The sequence below is a fragment of the Clostridium rhizosphaerae genome (assembly GCF_016765585.1).
GTDB lineage: Bacteria > Bacillota > Clostridia > Clostridiales > Clostridiaceae > Clostridium_AT > Clostridium_AT rhizosphaerae.
Genome location: NZ_JAESWC010000001.1, coordinates 405,227 through 419,922, shown reverse-complemented (window position 1 = coordinate 419,922; position 14,696 = coordinate 405,227). Strand labels below are relative to the sequence as shown.

Genomic DNA, 14,696 nt, shown 5'->3' with positions numbered 1-14,696 from the left:
TCTCATATTTTAAAGAACGACTGAATACAAGCAAGTTGGTGAAAACCTGATAACAGCCTTGTATGAGGATTATGTTGAAGCAATGTATCAAAATAATAATGATGATATGAGACAGTTAAATTATGGGATGACATATTTAACTGATGAAGAAGTAGAGCAGCTAGGAGAACTTATTAGTGTATTTAGCATGGTTGAAGGCTTAAAGAAATTAAGAGGGTTTTTAAAGGATTGCTGTAAAAAGCGCTCATTTACTATAATATACCTTTCATATACTTCTGATAAAAATTTCAACTGACTTTTTCATTTATTTCACCTCGAACTGAATTATATACCAAGTTATTATTTTCAACTTCCCTCAGACTGATTTAGTTTGAGGGAAGTTTTTGTCAGGATGTCTTATTACCATCGCGATAAGAAGATATCTTCTTATCAAGAAATCTCTGAATCAAGATATCATTTAATCAGATTTTAACCTTAATACTGGATAATATAATATAATAAAAACAGGTAATATATTTAAAGTTATTGGAAGATATTATATAGTAGTTTATAGTGGGCAAAGGCTCACTATTTTCATATGGAGGTGGAAACTTGAGGGGCTTTAAAATTCTTTTAGTGGAAGATGAAGTACAGATGTCAATGGTTATAGAGATGGAGCTTACGCATGAAGGCTATGAGGTAGATATCGCATATGATGGAATGGGAGCGCTTCGAAAAGCAGAAATCACAGAATATAAATTAATACTGCTTGATATAATGATACCAAGTTTAAATGGAGTAGAAGTATGTAAAAGAATAAGGGAGTTTTCCGATGTACCTATTATAATGCTTACAGCAAAAGGTGAAATAAATGATAAGGTTTTGGGTCTGGATGCAGGTGCGAATGATTATTTGACAAAGCCCTTTGCAATAGAGGAGCTGCTTGCAAGAATACGCGTATATGAAAGAAACAAGTCTGTAAAAGATGACAAGGATGTAATAAAAGTCAGGGATGTTGTTATGGATAATAAAACGCATAAGGTATGGAGAGCAGGCAGAGAAATTGAACTCACAAAAAAGGAGTATGATATTCTTGAACTCTTTCTAATAAATAAAAATATAGTGCTGACAAGAGAGAAGGTTATAGAAAAGGTTTGGGGATATGATTTTATAGGCGATACTAAAAATGTTGATGTATTTATTCGGTATTTAAGAAGCAAGATCGACGATGATTTTGAAGATAAGCTTATTACTACCGTTAGAGGTGTAGGATATGTCATTGAAGAAAATTAAAGGTATATTGAAAAGTATTAAAAGTACAAGAATTTCTATAAAGCTGACAGTAATATATGCAGTTATGTTTTCTTTGGTCCTGCTTTTATTAAACGCATCAATTTTGTTTGGGGTAAAATACTATCTTTACAACCAGGCAAATAAACAGATTGAAGATATGCAGACAATAATGTCTAATAAGCTCTCATCCCAAAATGGGCAGGCAGATTTGGAAAGTAAAGAGCTTTTTTCTGATGTTCCTCCTAGAGAAAGTATATCTATAAGGATAGTCGATGAGTATGGAAAGATATTAAACTCAACATCAGGATTTGACAATAGGTTTAAACTGCCTAATGACAATGGAAAAAAACTAAAAAATAATGCAAGGCACCAGGAAGATAAAGAAAGACATTTGGTTTACAAAAATGTTCAAGTGCAAAACAAGAGTTTTGGCACAGTTCTTATGCAGATAGTGAAGGACATGCACAATGAGTATGATTTTATGAAAATACTGTTTGCTGTTATGGCTGTGGCTGATTTTATCGGCATTATAGCAGCAATTATACTTGGCTATATGGTTGGTAAAAGGATGTTAAAGCCTATAGACTATATAACTAAAACTGCAGAAAACATTAGTATAAACAATTTAAAGGAAAGAATAGAGGTAAAGGGGCCTGATGATGAGCTTAAAGTGCTTGCAAATACCTTTAACAAAATGATAGACAGACTTCAGGATGCCTTTAACAGGCAAACACAGTTTGTGTCAGATGCTTCTCATGAGCTAAGAACCCCAATAGCTGTTATTCAAGGCTATGCTAATTTATTGGATAGATGGGGAAAGGATGACAGGACTGCTCTTGAAAAATCAATCTATGGTATTAAATTAGAGGCTGGAAATATGGCTAATCTCATTGAAAAACTGCTTTTCCTTGCTAAGGGGGAGAGCGGCCAAAAAGTAGTTGAGAAGAAAGAATTCTATCTAAATGAGCTTATAGATGAAGTTGTAAAAGAAAGCATGCTTATTGAAGAAAGTCATAAAATAACAAACAGCAGTAATGTCAAGGTTAAGATTCTGGCTGACTATAAGATGATAAAGCAGTTGCTTAGAATATTTATTGAAAACAGCTTGAAATTTACTCCCGAGGAAGGAACAATTGATATAAGCTCTGAGGCAAATGGCAAGGAAGTTAAAATATCTGTAAGAGATAATGGTATTGGAATTCCTAAAGATGAAATAGAAAAAATATTTGATAGATTCTATACTGTTGATAAATCAAGATCTAAAGAACTAGGGGGCACTGGTATTGGGTTATCTATCGCAAAGTGGATAGTTAACATGCATCAGGGAACCATTGACGTGGAAAGCCAAGAAGGAAAATGGACAAAAATTACGGTAACCTTTAAGCTGTAAAAGTAACAAAAAAGATGTCTCACAACACATTATGAGGCATCTTTTTTTATTTTTAAAGCAGGCATTTTATTTAAATATAAAAAATAATTCGCAAAAGATATTATGTTAATTTAATTTGATTTTAATCTTGGTGATGGATAATGAACATAGTAACTAATATACATTACTTCGATGCAGGTTTATTACAAATGTGGCAGTACTTTTTAGCAATATATTATAGGAGGATTTCGAGATGAATATGGAGCTTTTTAGATTAATAAACAACCTTGCATATAAAAATACTTTGATAGATAGCATAATGGTAGTATTTTCAAAGTATGTACCTTACGTATTTATGATGATAGTTGCAGTAGTTTATTTACTTGGTATTTTGCAGAAGAATTCAGAATACAGAAAAGCTGCTTTTAGCACTTTTATTTTTACGATTATCAATTTAATCCTAAGCTTTCTTATTGGAAGTATATATTACGTGGATAGACCATTTGTTCATAACAAAGTGAACCTATTGGTACCGCACACTTCAGATGCTTCCTTTCCAAGTGATCATGCTACAGGAACAATGAGTATAGCCTTAGGACTTAAAATTAATAAAAAAGCATTAAACATAATCTTAACCATACTTTCTCTCATAGTTGGCTTTTCAAGAGTATATGTTGGCAATCATTATCCTTTAGATGTCATTGGTGCATATGCAATTGTTGCTCTAACCAATTATATATATAACCTTAAGTTAAGAGCCAAGATTGAGAGTATATATGAGGCCGTTGAAGAAAAGGCTTCGGCTAGATTAGGAATTGAGAAATAAATTGAAAGGGGATATGTATAATGAAAGAAAAAATCAATGCTTTTTTAAAAAGCGAAAAACTAAAGAAGGTTTTTAACAAGAAAACAGTCATAGGTGCAATAGTAATATTAGTACTGGCAGCAGCTCTAAGAATTGGATTTTCGCTAATTTTTGAGGTGGAGGGTACCGTTAATAAGGTGGAGGGCAGCAGGATTACAGTAGCCAATTTCCTTTCTACCAAAACAGTAGATATTGCTAATTTTCAGGCTTCGCTAGGTACAGTACAAGTTGGTGACAGAATAAAAATAATGAAGAACCTTTCCGGAGATATCATAAGTGTGAGAGATAGAAATATTTCAAATGCAGATGGAAAAGGAAATTTCCGTGAGAATGGCAGACATGGTTTTAAGGGCAAAGGTGAGCGTAATTCAAGAAAAGGTTAGAGATTTTAATAGTAAAGCAAGCTGGTTAGAGATATTAGGTAATCGTCTTAACCAGCTTGCTTTATTTGCAAGTATATTTGTTTTAAGTGCTATTTGTGAAGTTTTTATTATTTCTCTAAGAATTTCTAATCAAATTTTAATTTTGAATACTTATAATAGAAAATGAAGAAGCAAATTTTAATTATAAATAATCCAATAATATAGTACATGTTTAATTTATTTGTTTTTATGATTTGGGGTATCGGATTAGTTTGGAGAACGGTAATAAATTGATTTAATTAAATAGGGTAATAATAAAGAGGAAAGCCATACTTTGAATAAATTAGAACTATGGAAGTGTGTAATATGAATTTAATTATAGATTTATTTAATCATTACGGATATTTGGTATTATTAATCAGTTTAACATTGGAACTTATAGCTTTCCCTTTGCCTGGAGAAGCATTAATGACATATTGCGGCTATATTGTTTATACTAATAAAATGAATTGGACAGTTAGTATTTTGGTTGCCGCTTCTGGAGCAATAACGGGTATTACTATATCGTATCTTATTGGAAAAATACTGGGCGTAGGTTTTTTTGAGAAATATGGACATTTTGTTCATTTAGATAAAAAAAGAATTGAAAAGATTTCAATATGGTTTCAAAGTTATGGTAGTAAGTTATTAATTATAGCATATTTCATTCCAGGAGTAAGGCATGTTACCGGGTATTTTTCAGGTATCACAAATATATCATATAGGAAGTTTTCTGTGTATGCCTACTCTGGTGCATTAGTATGGACTTTTACATTTATTAGTTTGGGGAAGGTTCTTGGGGCAAACTGGGAGAAATATCATAGTTTAATGACAAGGTATCTAGTGATAGCAGGATTGATAACTGCTGCAATAATAATTATTATTTATTTTTACAGAAATTATAAACAAAAGATACTCGAATGGCTTATAAGTACTCTACAGAATAGCATAAGGATATTTAATTCTCTTGGAAAGATAAAAATATTATTTGCCGGAATAGCGGCCACATTTTTAGTATTTTCGGTTCTTGTAATAGGTATTATTCAAGATTACCTAGCAAATGAATTTGGACAATTTGATGAAGTAATTAAGTATTTAGTTACACATATTTTTGATGAAAGCTGGATGTATTTCATGAGAATTTTTAATAGTTTGTCAAATAATTATGCACTATTAGTAGTGATACTTTTGACAATGCTATGGATCAGCATTAAAGGAAGCAATAAATTATATGAAATAAGGTTTTTAATAATTTCTTATCTGGGTGCCGAAGGTTTGGGCATTCTATTGAAGAATGTTTTTCATAGATTAGGCCCATCAGGAATTATATATACTTTCCCAAGTAATGAAGTTCTGATCTCTATAGTAATTTATGGATTTATGGTATATTTGATAATAAAACAAAGCAAAAAAACTTGGATAAAAACTATTATAACAGTTGCATATTTTATTCTTTGTTTTTTTGTAGGATTAAGTTTTGTTTATTTCAATATACAATATCCAAGTGACATTGCTGCGGGCTTTGAATTTGGTATGGTATGGCTAAGTCTGTCAATTATTCTATTAGAGATTTATAGGATACTGCCTAAACTTAGAAATTAGAATCATACAACCTAATTTTAGACAATGAAAATTGTGGTTGAAATAAGTAAATATACCCCTAAAATAAGGGGAATATTTACTTCTCCTTTGAAGTGAGCCTATGTTCCTCTCTCAGCGGCCAGTACAATTTAAATGCCAATTTTTCTACTTCTCTTTTTTGCTTGTAACTAACCCTAAGAGTAATATTGTCAGGGACATCAATTCCCTCTGGAACGTCCTTTAACAAGGCGTTGATACTTTTATTTATCTTAATATTTGATGCCTCATTTATAATACTTTCCAGCATAACATTATAATTGCCGATCTTGTCTTTAATCACTTCATAGGAATCTTCTTTGTTTGTGTATTCATATGAGTCTCCGGATGCAATCCAATCCATAAGAGCAGACTTGCTGAATCTCCATTCCCTGCCTATCTTTCTGGCAGGTATATGCTCTTCCCTTAACAATTTTATTAATGTTCTTTCTCCAACTCCTAAAAAATTGCAGGCCTGTTCTAAATTTAAAATATCATTATCCACTTGCTTTCCTCCGTTTTTATATTATAAGGGACTTGGTAATTAACGTTAGTTATCTATTTATTTAAATTATATTCTAATTAGCAGCGCTGGTCAATTGGATATGTAATAAAGCTGTATTATAGCATAATTTTAAATGAATATAATGTATAGATGGTTGTATTTTGATACATATAGCGGTATCATTATTTTAGGGGGTGACATCATGTCAAAATTAAAGATTGAACCTATGAAGAAGCCTGATAGAATTATAAACTATTGGAAGAAAGAAAAGTTTGTTGTAGCGTGCATTATTATTTTTGGATTATCCTTCAATAGTTCCATCGTTTTAGGCCCAATATATCAAGGAAAGCTTATTGATTCTATAGCTTATGGGAAGGACATGTCCTCTGTAATAATACTTGCAGTTACGTATATTGTTCTTATTGGAATTATTCAGTTTCTAAGATATTTTAAGAGATTTTACATAAGGCGGTTTGCTAACAGCACCAGTTCAACTATGAGACTTATGATATACAATAATATAATGCATAAAAGTACTGCAGAGCTGGATAATGAAAATACGGGTAACCTTATGACAAGAGCTATTTCTGATGTGGACTTGTGCGTTGAAGGAATGCGAAAGTTTACTACTGAAGTGTTTGATACAGGTGTGCTTATGATATCCTATCTTGTATCAATGCTTGTGTACGATATAAAAATAACCTTACTTTCTATCATTTTTATTCCGGTTGCCATGGCAATTGCTGAAAAATTAAAAGGAATTATATATAAGTATTCTAAGGATTATCGAAAGAAAAGCAGTGAGGTTGCTGATATTACTTACGATACAATTGAAAATTTCATGCTCTATCGTGTAACCGGTATGGAGGGTAAAAATAGGACAAAGTATAATGATGAGCTGGAGGATTTACAAAACAAAGCCATCAAAGCTGATATATTAGAAAATTCCATGCAGCCTGTATATAATGTCATCGCTATGCTTGGAATAATTATGGTGATTTATTTTGGAGGTACAAAGGTTATTAATGGCGGCTGGACTGTAGGAGCTTTTTCTACTTATGTTGCTATGTTTACAGCTATGGCTGTTAAGGCGAGCAAGGCGGCAAAGCTGTTTAATTCTGTGCAAAAATCTCAGGTTTCCTGGAAGCGTATTAAGCCATATCTTGCAGAATATAAAACTAAAGATAATTCTTTTAATATAAATAATGACGATACATCACTTTCAGTTAAAAATCTTAGTTTCTCATATGAAGAAGGCAAAGAAAACATAATTGAAGATATCAATTTTGAGGCTGAAGCAGGAGAAATTATAGGCGTAACAGGCTCTATTGCCTCCGGAAAATCTACACTTGGAGTGGCTTTACTAGGCTTATATCCTTATATAGGCAGTATTAAAATTGATGGTAAAGAACTTAGTGCTTATTCGGAATATGAAAAAAGCAAGATGATTTCTTACTTAGGTCATAGATCCCAGCTGATTTCTGATACTATATACAATAATATAACTTTGGGAAGCAATACAGATATAAACTCTGTTTTAGAGGATGTTTGCTTTGATACAGATTTGATGAGAATGCCAAATGGACAAGATACCTTAGTTGGTAACAGTGGCATAAAATTAAGCGGAGGTCAGCAGGCAAGGATAGCACTTGCAAGGGCTCTTCTTAACAAAAATAAAATTATAATATTAGATGATCCATTTTCGGCAGTTGATATGAAGACAGAAGAAAAGATTATTGAAAACCTAAGAAACAACTACAAAGATAGTTTGATTATTCTAATTTCCCATCGCTTGGCTATTTTTAATAGGATAAATAAGATATTATTATTAAAAAGTGATAAGACGGCTGATTTCGGTACACATGAAGAACTCATGAGAGAATCTGAACTTTACGCCACTATATATAACTTACAATGCACAGAGGAGGGGGACGGTTATGAAGAATAGCTTAATAAAAAGGTCAATAGCCAAAGTAATTAGAAATAATATTGGATTAAGCATATTGTTAGTGTTTGTTATCTGTGGAGTTGTAGTTACAAGCTTAATTCCTCCTCAAATCTTAAAATATATAGTTGATAATAATCTTGTACCAAAAAGATATGATAAATTACTTACACTAGCTGCTTCCTATATTGGAGTGATATTGTTTGTGGGAATATTTGATTTTGTAAAAGAAGCTATTCTTGCAATCCTGGGACAAAAAATCACAAAAGAGATAAGAATTGAAATGATGGAAAAGCTTGAAAGAATTAATGCAGTATTCTTTTCAGCAAATAGCTCGGGGACAGTGGTTTCAAGATTTACAAATGATGTTGACGCAATCAATTCGTTATTTACAAGCGGTATTATAGGAATGATGGTTGACTGCTTTAAGCTTATAGGTATTGTAATATCAATTTGGACCTTTAGCAGCAAGCTTGGAATTGTAACCATACTCTTAATGCCTGCTATTTATGGCTTAACAAGACTTTTTCAAAAAAGAATGCTTAAATCACAGATTGAAAATCGAATACTTATTGGTAAGGTAAATAATCATATTTCAGAGAGTTTGAAAAACATACAAATGATTAAATCCTACAGCAAGGAAAGCTACATGGAAGAGAACTACAAGAGATATTTGCTTGATAATTATAAAACAATAGAGAAAGTAAATTTTTATGATTCCATATACTCGCCATTGATTCAGCTTACTCGGGCTGTAGTTATAGCTTTCATCGTAGTGTTGTCCTCTAAGCAGCTGAACTTTTTAGGTATATCCCTTGGTATGGTTGCAGCATCAATTGAACTAATATCCAACTTGTTTACACCCATTGAGAACCTTGGTATGGAGCTTCAAGATATTCAGCAGGCCGTATCAGGTATTAGGAGAGTAAATGATTTTTACAGTGAATCCGAAGACGATCCTAAGCAACATAAACTAAAGGCACAGAACATTATACCAAATCGTGAAGCTGTTAAACTATCCTTTAATTATATTACCTTTCAATATGAAGAAGGCATTAATGTTCTTCAAAATATTGACCTTAGCTTAAAACCAAATGAGAAGGTTACTTTCGTAGGAAGAACAGGAGTAGGAAAAACCACGTTATTCAAACTTATAATGGGGCTTTTAAAACCAACAAAGGGCAACATAACAATAAATGGAGTGGATGTTTACGACATACCAAACTCTGAAAAACGTAAGGTCTTTGGGTATGTTGATCAAAACTTTCATATAATAAAAGGTACTGTAGCGGATCAAATAAGTTTACAAGATGAGAGCATTACGAGAAAGCAAATTGAAAAGGCGATAGATTTTGTAGGACTTACTGAATATGTAGAAGCCATGAAAAAGGGCCTTGATACTGAAGTAGTTAGCGATAATCTTTTTTCTCAAGGACAAAAACAACTTTTAGCCATAGCAAGGGCTATTGTAACAAATCCGCCTATACTTTTATTGGATGAGATTACAGCAAACCTTGATTCAATCACAGAAGAGAAAATAGTATCGGTACTTGAGAAAACAAGTGAGTCACACACAATATTGTCCATATCTCATCGCTTATCTTCAATGATTGCAAGCGACACTGTAGTTATATTAGAACACGGAAGAGTTAAGAATTCCGGCTCGCCTGAAGTGCTTCTGGAAAGTGATGATTGGTATCGAAGCCATATTGCACTTGAGAAACTAACATGGAGTTAAAATATAAATAGAGCTATATGCCCCCTGATTTAGGGGGTTATTTTTATATATAACTTCCATGACGATATTAAGTATTATTAGAAAGTAATTAGTATTTACATAATTATTTTGTTCTAGTATAATAATATAAAAATATGAATAAATTTACACATTCTTCGCTAATTTAGTTTTAAGTCTTAGAAATATTAAAAATAGTCTTGAAGAAAGTAAATTTTAATCAAACAGGAGGATAATGATGAATAATAAGCAAATATTGACTATAAAAACAACAGTTAATGCACCTATAGAGGCAGTATGGAAATATTGGACTGAACCAGACCACATAAAAAAATGGAGCAATGCCTCAGAGGATTGGCATACAACAAGCGCAAAGAATGATTTAAGAGTTGGAGGCATATTCCTTAATAGAATGGAAGCTAAAGATGGCAGCTTTGGATTTGATTTTGGCGGAACTTATGATGAAGTTGAATTATATAAGGTTATTGCTTATACTTTAGGTGATGGAAGAAAAGTTAAGATTAATTTTACAGATAAGGAAAGCTTAACAGAGATAATAGAAACTTTCGAAGCTGAAAGCGCTAATTCACTCGAAATGCAACAAAGCGGATGGCAAGCAATATTGGATAACTTTAAAAAATATGCAGAAAAATAAAACCTTGAAAGGCAGCTCAATAAGAGCTGCTTTTTTATATTCAGTATGCTTGCTGAGCTGGCAGATTAAAAGAAATATATTGACTTAGAAATAAACAATAGTACCAATAAAGTATAATAAGGTATATTAAACTACAATAAAGTATAATAAAAAATTGACTTGGATAATGAAGTTGCGTATAATGAGAATAAATTATAGAGTTGAAAGGATAATTTACTATGGAAGGTAAGTTTTATAATATTGATCAAGTTGCAGAGATATTAGGTATGCACCATAAGACAATTAGAAAATTTATCGCTGAAGGAAAACTTGGCGCAAGCAAGGTTGGAAAGCAGTGGAGAATTTCTAGTCAGGATTTGAATGCCTTCATGGAACAAAAGGTTAGTGCTGATAATAAACAAGTGGAAGCAGATGAGGAAATAAAAATTTCTGCAAATGAAACAAATTCTAGAGTTATAAGACCTAAAATAAATGTCTCAACTGTGATAGAAGTGAATGAATTAGGCAAAGAACAGTATATGCGAATATCAAATACCCTGATTGCTGTCATGAACAGTAAAGATCCAAGCCTAGGCAATTCAACGATAAATATGAAATATAATGAAAGAGAAGACAGACTAAAAATTATGCTGTGGGGAACAATGAAATTCACTGAAGAAATGTTGAGCATAATTTCTCTGCTTACGGACTGTCTTAATGAAGGGGGAAAATCATGAATATAAATGTCATACAAAACGCTAAATTTCAAATTGCTGTTGTTAACAGCCAAGAGGTATTGATTACCGATGTCCAGTCTGCTTTGGATTTAATGGCTACTATAAATTACGAGACAGGCTGCTATAGAATAATTTTAAGCAAATCAGCAATAGTTGAGGAATTTTTTGACTTAAAGACTAGGCTGGCCGGAGAAATTTTGCAGAAGTTCGTTAATTATAACGTTAAACTTGCAATTGTAGGAGATTTTTCTGTTTATTCAAGTAAAAGTTTAAAAGATTTTATTTATGAGAGCAACAAGGGCAGGCATATATTTTTTGTTTCTGATGAAAATCAGGGAATTGAAAAGTTGAGTGTGGACTAATGAAGCCTGAAAATGCTGTCCTCCTTTTCTATCAGAACTTACATTGAGTCTGGTTTTTTTAAAAGTTTTAGATATTTTATTTAAAATAGAATAAACTTAATATAGAGCACTATTAATATGATGGATGATGCTTCGGAAAGGAGTATTAAATATGAAAAATCAGCAGACGGCGAGTAAAATTCTAAAACGTGTATCAAGATTAATAATCCCGGTTGTTGCATTACTAATGCTTATGGGATGTGGAAGGCTTAATCTGAAAGGTACTGACCAGTCCAATACTCCGCCAATAAAAGAAGTGCCCAATAAATTTGAGCCCTCTGATAGTAATGCATCATCAAACCAAAATCAGAACCAGCAAGAAGGTAAGCCTAGTGATAATACAAGTAATGCACCGACGAATGTCGATAAAATTTCTGAGCAGGTAAGTAAAATGACCTTGGATGAAAAAGTTGGCCAAATGGTGATTTCCGGAGTAGATGGATATACAAACGACACGCATTCAAGCGAGTTAATTACTAAATATCATGTCGGAGGCTTCATACTACTTGGACAGAATGTGAAAGATACAAATCAGGTTCTAAATCTACTTAATTCTTTAAAGGATACAAACAAAAAATCCGGCAGCAGCATACCTCTGTTTCTTGGAGTTGACCAGGAGGGAGGAAGGATAGACAGGATGTCGCCCAGCTTTGAAAAATTTCCGACAAATAAAGCTATAGGACAAATAAACAATAGCACATTCTCAAATTCTATCGGGAAAGCAATCGGGCAGGAAGTAAAAAGTTTTGGCTTCAATCTTGATTTTGCACCTGTACTTGATATAAACAGTAATCCTAAAAATCCTATCATAGGTGACAGATCCTTTGGCGCTACTTCTCAAGTTGTAACAAAGCTTGGAATTGAAACTATGAAAGGAATTCGTTCAGAAAATGTGATACCAGTAGTAAAGCATTTTCCAGGACACGGTGATACTTCAGTGGATTCTCATACAGGGCTTCCAATAGTAAATAATGACCTTGCAAGACTGAAAAGCTTTGAACTTGTTCCATTTGCTGAAGCAATAAAGAATAATGTTGATATGATGATGGTTGCTCATATTTTATTTCCAAAGATAGATTCCAAGTATCCAGCAACCATGTCTAAAACTATCATAACTGATGTTCTGAAAAACAGCATGAAATACAAGGGACTTATAATTACTGATGACATGACTATGGGAGCAATAACAAGTAATTATAATATCGGTGAGGCAGCTGTAAGGTCTGTAAATGCAGGAAGCAACATTATATTGGTTTGTCACGACTTCGATAAAGAGGTTCAGGTAATTGAAAAAATCAAAGCAGCAGTTAAGGACGGAACAATATCTCAAGAAACAATAAACAGCAGTGTGTATAAAATACTGCAGCTTAAGCAGAAATACCAAATTGCAGATAAGAGTATTAATACAGTAGATGTGAAAAGTATAAATAGTTTAATTAAGAAAACTGTGAATAGCTATAAATAAAAATTGAAGAATGAAAATTCCATTTTAGACTCATGGAGGCGGCGGATTTAGCTAAACTGAAGTAAGAGCATGTGAATATGGCTTATAGATAGTTTAGAAAATAAAGAATTCACACACCCAGTAACAAGGTGTGTGATATCCGGACTGCCTCCTATAATTTTCTGGGTCCTTGATTTACTTATTTGCATTAAATATGAAATCAGAAATAATATCACCTATTGGATAAGAGCAATGGGTGCAGCCTTTCATTAACTTGAAGTCTATCTTTGACATATCGTAATTATATTGTTCCATTGTTTTAAGGAGCAGTTTTGTCTGCTCAAAGCGGTTTGCTATGTCATTTTCAGCTGTGATAAACAGCTGATTACTTTGATAAGATGAATCAATATCATGATCAACAAAATATATAGGAGCAGCTTCATCTATTCTTACAAGTCTGGAATCCAAACCTCTTTCACGCAGTACATTAAAGTGAACAGTGGGCTGACCGGCATCAAAAATCCATCCGGTGATGCTGTTCGGTGAGATACCATATTTACCAAGATAACGACTGTCAAAATAATTCATCAGGGCTAAATATGCGCCTGCTGAAGAACCACCTACAAAAATTTCACTAAATAACTTATTTGTTTCACCATATTTCTTTACAAAGTTTATCGCATTTGCAGCATCTTCAATAAATTCAGGGTACTTTGCATCTGGATACATCCTATATTCAACAGAGACCAAAGCTATTTTTTGTGAAGTTAGGTTTTTCAAATCCTCGGAAACGTCTTTGTTTCCTCCCTCAATACCACCTCCATGAAAGAAAATAAATACCGGGCAAGGAGAATCAGTGTCCGGTAAGTACATGTCCAAAGAACAACTGCTTGGGTGAGTTTCATCATAAACTATATTTAATAATTCCTTCATCATTGTACCTCCTGAAGTTTGCATTGTTTTATTTCAGGACCTGCTGAAGCATCAATCCTATTAATGATCATCCCTATAAAGCTATTATATAACTTTACTACTATACTTTACATGGGCATATTTGTCATATGTTAAGGGTCTTTTATCAATTGCTGAGATGGGCATACAATAGATTGATTTATACTTGACTATCACGTAAGGTCATAGTGTATTATTTATAAATAATACGATAAATATGATCTTACGAGAGGAAGTAATATGCATGAACAACACACTGATTGTTTATTATTCGCTTTTTCAAAATACAGCAAATTTAGCCTTGGAAATAGCGGTTCAGACCGATGGTTCGCTGAGAGAATTAATTCCTGATAAAAATTACTCCTTTGACTATAATACTGCAGTTAAAGAAGTAAGAAATCAAATTGCTCGAGGATTTTGTCCAAAGCTGATATCTGGGAATGAGCCAATAGATGATTATGAAACAATATTTATAGGTTCCCCTAATTGGTTTAAGACATTAGCTCCACCGGTTATGAGCTTCCTTACAAAACATGATTTTACAGGCAAAACAATAATCCCATTTTGTACTCATGGAGGAGGCGGCTTTGGCCAAATTGAAAATGATATAGCAAGAGAGTGCTCAAAATCCAATATTCTTCCGGGTATAGCCGTAAATGGGACTGCTTCGCCGGAAGAGGTAACAAGTTGGCTTAAGGCAATTGGATATAGTCAATAATATACTTATTACGTAATGAATATACACCCTGCACAATAGGGCAAGAAATGTAGGATGAATAGTTTCAGTTTCTGCTATTCTATTGATGAAAGGAGGTCATAA

15 protein-coding genes are annotated in these 14,696 nt (G+C 32.8%); 13 read left to right on the top strand and 2 right to left on the bottom strand.

All coding sequences use genetic code 11. The annotated features are described in order from the left end of the window. The first annotated feature begins 82 nt into the window (after nucleotides 1–82). From JK636_RS02090 to JK636_RS02065, 6 genes are all read left to right on the top strand, one after another. The gene (locus tag JK636_RS02090; RefSeq protein ID WP_202747175.1) at nucleotides 83–295 is read left to right on the top strand and encodes a hypothetical protein; all 213 of its coding nucleotides are present in this window, start codon (nucleotides 83–85) and stop codon (nucleotides 293–295) included. A gap of 296 nt (nucleotides 296–591) precedes the next feature. Beyond that, nucleotides 592–1,272 carry a response regulator transcription factor gene (locus tag JK636_RS02085; protein WP_202747174.1) on the top strand — a complete coding sequence of 227 codons (681 nt, stop codon included), beginning with the start codon at nucleotides 592–594 and terminating at the stop codon, nucleotides 1,270–1,272. After that, nucleotides 1,253–2,662 (top strand): HAMP domain-containing sensor histidine kinase, encoded by a 1,410-nt coding sequence (locus JK636_RS02080; RefSeq protein WP_202747173.1) that lies wholly within the window; start codon nucleotides 1,253–1,255, stop codon nucleotides 2,660–2,662. Before JK636_RS02085 ends, JK636_RS02080 begins: the two co-directional genes overlap by 20 nt. Before the next feature lie 232 nt (nucleotides 2,663–2,894). Further along, nucleotides 2,895–3,467, top strand: a complete 573-nt coding sequence (locus JK636_RS02075) for an undecaprenyl-diphosphatase (RefSeq protein ID WP_202747172.1) — start codon at nucleotides 2,895–2,897, stop codon at nucleotides 3,465–3,467. A gap of 20 nt (nucleotides 3,468–3,487) precedes the next feature. Further along, nucleotides 3,488–3,889: a hypothetical protein gene (locus JK636_RS02070; protein ID WP_202747171.1), complete on the top strand. Its 402-nt coding sequence runs from the start codon at nucleotides 3,488–3,490 to the stop codon at nucleotides 3,887–3,889. 345 nt (nucleotides 3,890–4,234) lie between these two features. Then, complete coding sequence (locus JK636_RS02065; RefSeq protein WP_202747170.1) at nucleotides 4,235–5,509, top strand: VTT domain-containing protein; 1,275 nt, start codon at nucleotides 4,235–4,237, stop codon at nucleotides 5,507–5,509. 76 nt (nucleotides 5,510–5,585) lie between these two features. On the opposite strand, the gene JK636_RS02060 is transcribed toward JK636_RS02065, so the two are convergent. Then, the gene (locus tag JK636_RS02060) at nucleotides 5,586–6,029 is read right to left on the bottom strand and encodes a helix-turn-helix domain-containing protein (RefSeq protein WP_202747169.1); all 444 of its coding nucleotides are present in this window, start codon (nucleotides 6,027–6,029) and stop codon (nucleotides 5,586–5,588) included. A gap of 202 nt (nucleotides 6,030–6,231) precedes the next feature. Between JK636_RS02060 and JK636_RS02055 the strand changes: the two genes are divergently transcribed. The 6 genes from JK636_RS02055 (at nucleotide 6,232) to nagZ (ending at nucleotide 12,946) form a co-directional block, all read left to right on the top strand. After that, complete coding sequence (locus tag JK636_RS02055) at nucleotides 6,232–7,977, top strand: ABC transporter ATP-binding protein (RefSeq protein ID WP_202747168.1); 1,746 nt, start codon at nucleotides 6,232–6,234, stop codon at nucleotides 7,975–7,977. Beyond that, nucleotides 7,967–9,712: an ABC transporter ATP-binding protein gene (locus JK636_RS02050; RefSeq protein ID WP_202747167.1), complete on the top strand. Its 1,746-nt coding sequence runs from the start codon at nucleotides 7,967–7,969 to the stop codon at nucleotides 9,710–9,712. Before JK636_RS02055 ends, JK636_RS02050 begins: the two co-directional genes overlap by 11 nt. Nucleotides 9,713–9,947: 235 nt before the next feature. Continuing rightward, nucleotides 9,948–10,364, top strand: coding sequence for an SRPBCC family protein (locus JK636_RS02045; protein ID WP_202747166.1), 417 nt, complete (start codon nucleotides 9,948–9,950; stop codon nucleotides 10,362–10,364). Between the two features lie 218 nt (nucleotides 10,365–10,582). Then, nucleotides 10,583–11,080: a helix-turn-helix domain-containing protein gene (locus JK636_RS02040; RefSeq protein WP_202747165.1), complete on the top strand. Its 498-nt coding sequence runs from the start codon at nucleotides 10,583–10,585 to the stop codon at nucleotides 11,078–11,080. Further along, nucleotides 11,077–11,442 carry a DUF4180 domain-containing protein gene (locus JK636_RS02035; RefSeq protein WP_202747164.1) on the top strand — a complete coding sequence of 122 codons (366 nt, stop codon included), beginning with the start codon at nucleotides 11,077–11,079 and terminating at the stop codon, nucleotides 11,440–11,442. Before JK636_RS02040 ends, JK636_RS02035 begins: the two co-directional genes overlap by 4 nt. Before the next feature lie 151 nt (nucleotides 11,443–11,593). Beyond that, the gene (gene nagZ, locus JK636_RS02030) at nucleotides 11,594–12,946 is read left to right on the top strand and encodes a beta-N-acetylhexosaminidase (protein WP_243428088.1); all 1,353 of its coding nucleotides are present in this window, start codon (nucleotides 11,594–11,596) and stop codon (nucleotides 12,944–12,946) included. Nucleotides 12,947–13,120: 174 nt separating this feature from the next. Here nagZ and JK636_RS02025 read toward each other — a convergent pair whose 3' ends face one another. Further along, nucleotides 13,121–13,858 (bottom strand): alpha/beta hydrolase fold domain-containing protein, encoded by a 738-nt coding sequence (locus JK636_RS02025; RefSeq protein WP_202747163.1) that lies wholly within the window; start codon nucleotides 13,856–13,858, stop codon nucleotides 13,121–13,123. A 262-nt stretch (nucleotides 13,859–14,120) separates the two neighbouring features. On the opposite strand from JK636_RS02025, the gene JK636_RS02020 reads away from it, so the two are divergent. After that, nucleotides 14,121–14,594 carry a flavodoxin gene (locus JK636_RS02020; protein ID WP_202747162.1) on the top strand — a complete coding sequence of 158 codons (474 nt, stop codon included), beginning with the start codon at nucleotides 14,121–14,123 and terminating at the stop codon, nucleotides 14,592–14,594. Nucleotides 14,595–14,696 lie beyond the last annotated feature (102 nt).

What these genes read in the sequence shown, in the direction of transcription:
- JK636_RS02090 (WP_202747175.1), top strand. Translation starts at nt 83, where the DNA reads ATGTATCAAAATAATAATGATGATATGAGACAGTTAAATTATGGGATG.
- JK636_RS02080 (WP_202747173.1), top strand. Translation starts at nt 1,253, where the DNA reads ATGTCATTGAAGAAAATTAAAGGTATATTGAAAAGTATTAAAAGTACA.
- JK636_RS02075 (WP_202747172.1), top strand. Translation starts at nt 2,895, where the DNA reads ATGAATATGGAGCTTTTTAGATTAATAAACAACCTTGCATATAAAAAT.
- JK636_RS02070 (WP_202747171.1), top strand. Translation starts at nt 3,488, where the DNA reads ATGAAAGAAAAAATCAATGCTTTTTTAAAAAGCGAAAAACTAAAGAAG.
- JK636_RS02065 (WP_202747170.1), top strand. Translation starts at nt 4,235, where the DNA reads ATGAATTTAATTATAGATTTATTTAATCATTACGGATATTTGGTATTA.
- JK636_RS02055 (WP_202747168.1), top strand. Translation starts at nt 6,232, where the DNA reads ATGTCAAAATTAAAGATTGAACCTATGAAGAAGCCTGATAGAATTATA.
- JK636_RS02050 (WP_202747167.1), top strand. Translation starts at nt 7,967, where the DNA reads ATGAAGAATAGCTTAATAAAAAGGTCAATAGCCAAAGTAATTAGAAAT.
- JK636_RS02045 (WP_202747166.1), top strand. Translation starts at nt 9,948, where the DNA reads ATGAATAATAAGCAAATATTGACTATAAAAACAACAGTTAATGCACCT.
- JK636_RS02040 (WP_202747165.1), top strand. Translation starts at nt 10,583, where the DNA reads ATGGAAGGTAAGTTTTATAATATTGATCAAGTTGCAGAGATATTAGGT.
- JK636_RS02035 (WP_202747164.1), top strand. Translation starts at nt 11,077, where the DNA reads ATGAATATAAATGTCATACAAAACGCTAAATTTCAAATTGCTGTTGTT.
- nagZ (WP_243428088.1), top strand. Translation starts at nt 11,594, where the DNA reads ATGAAAAATCAGCAGACGGCGAGTAAAATTCTAAAACGTGTATCAAGA.
- JK636_RS02025 (WP_202747163.1), bottom strand. Translation starts at nt 13,858, where the DNA reads ATGAAGGAATTATTAAATATAGTTTATGATGAAACTCACCCAAGCAGT.
- JK636_RS02020 (WP_202747162.1), top strand. Translation starts at nt 14,121, where the DNA reads ATGAACAACACACTGATTGTTTATTATTCGCTTTTTCAAAATACAGCA.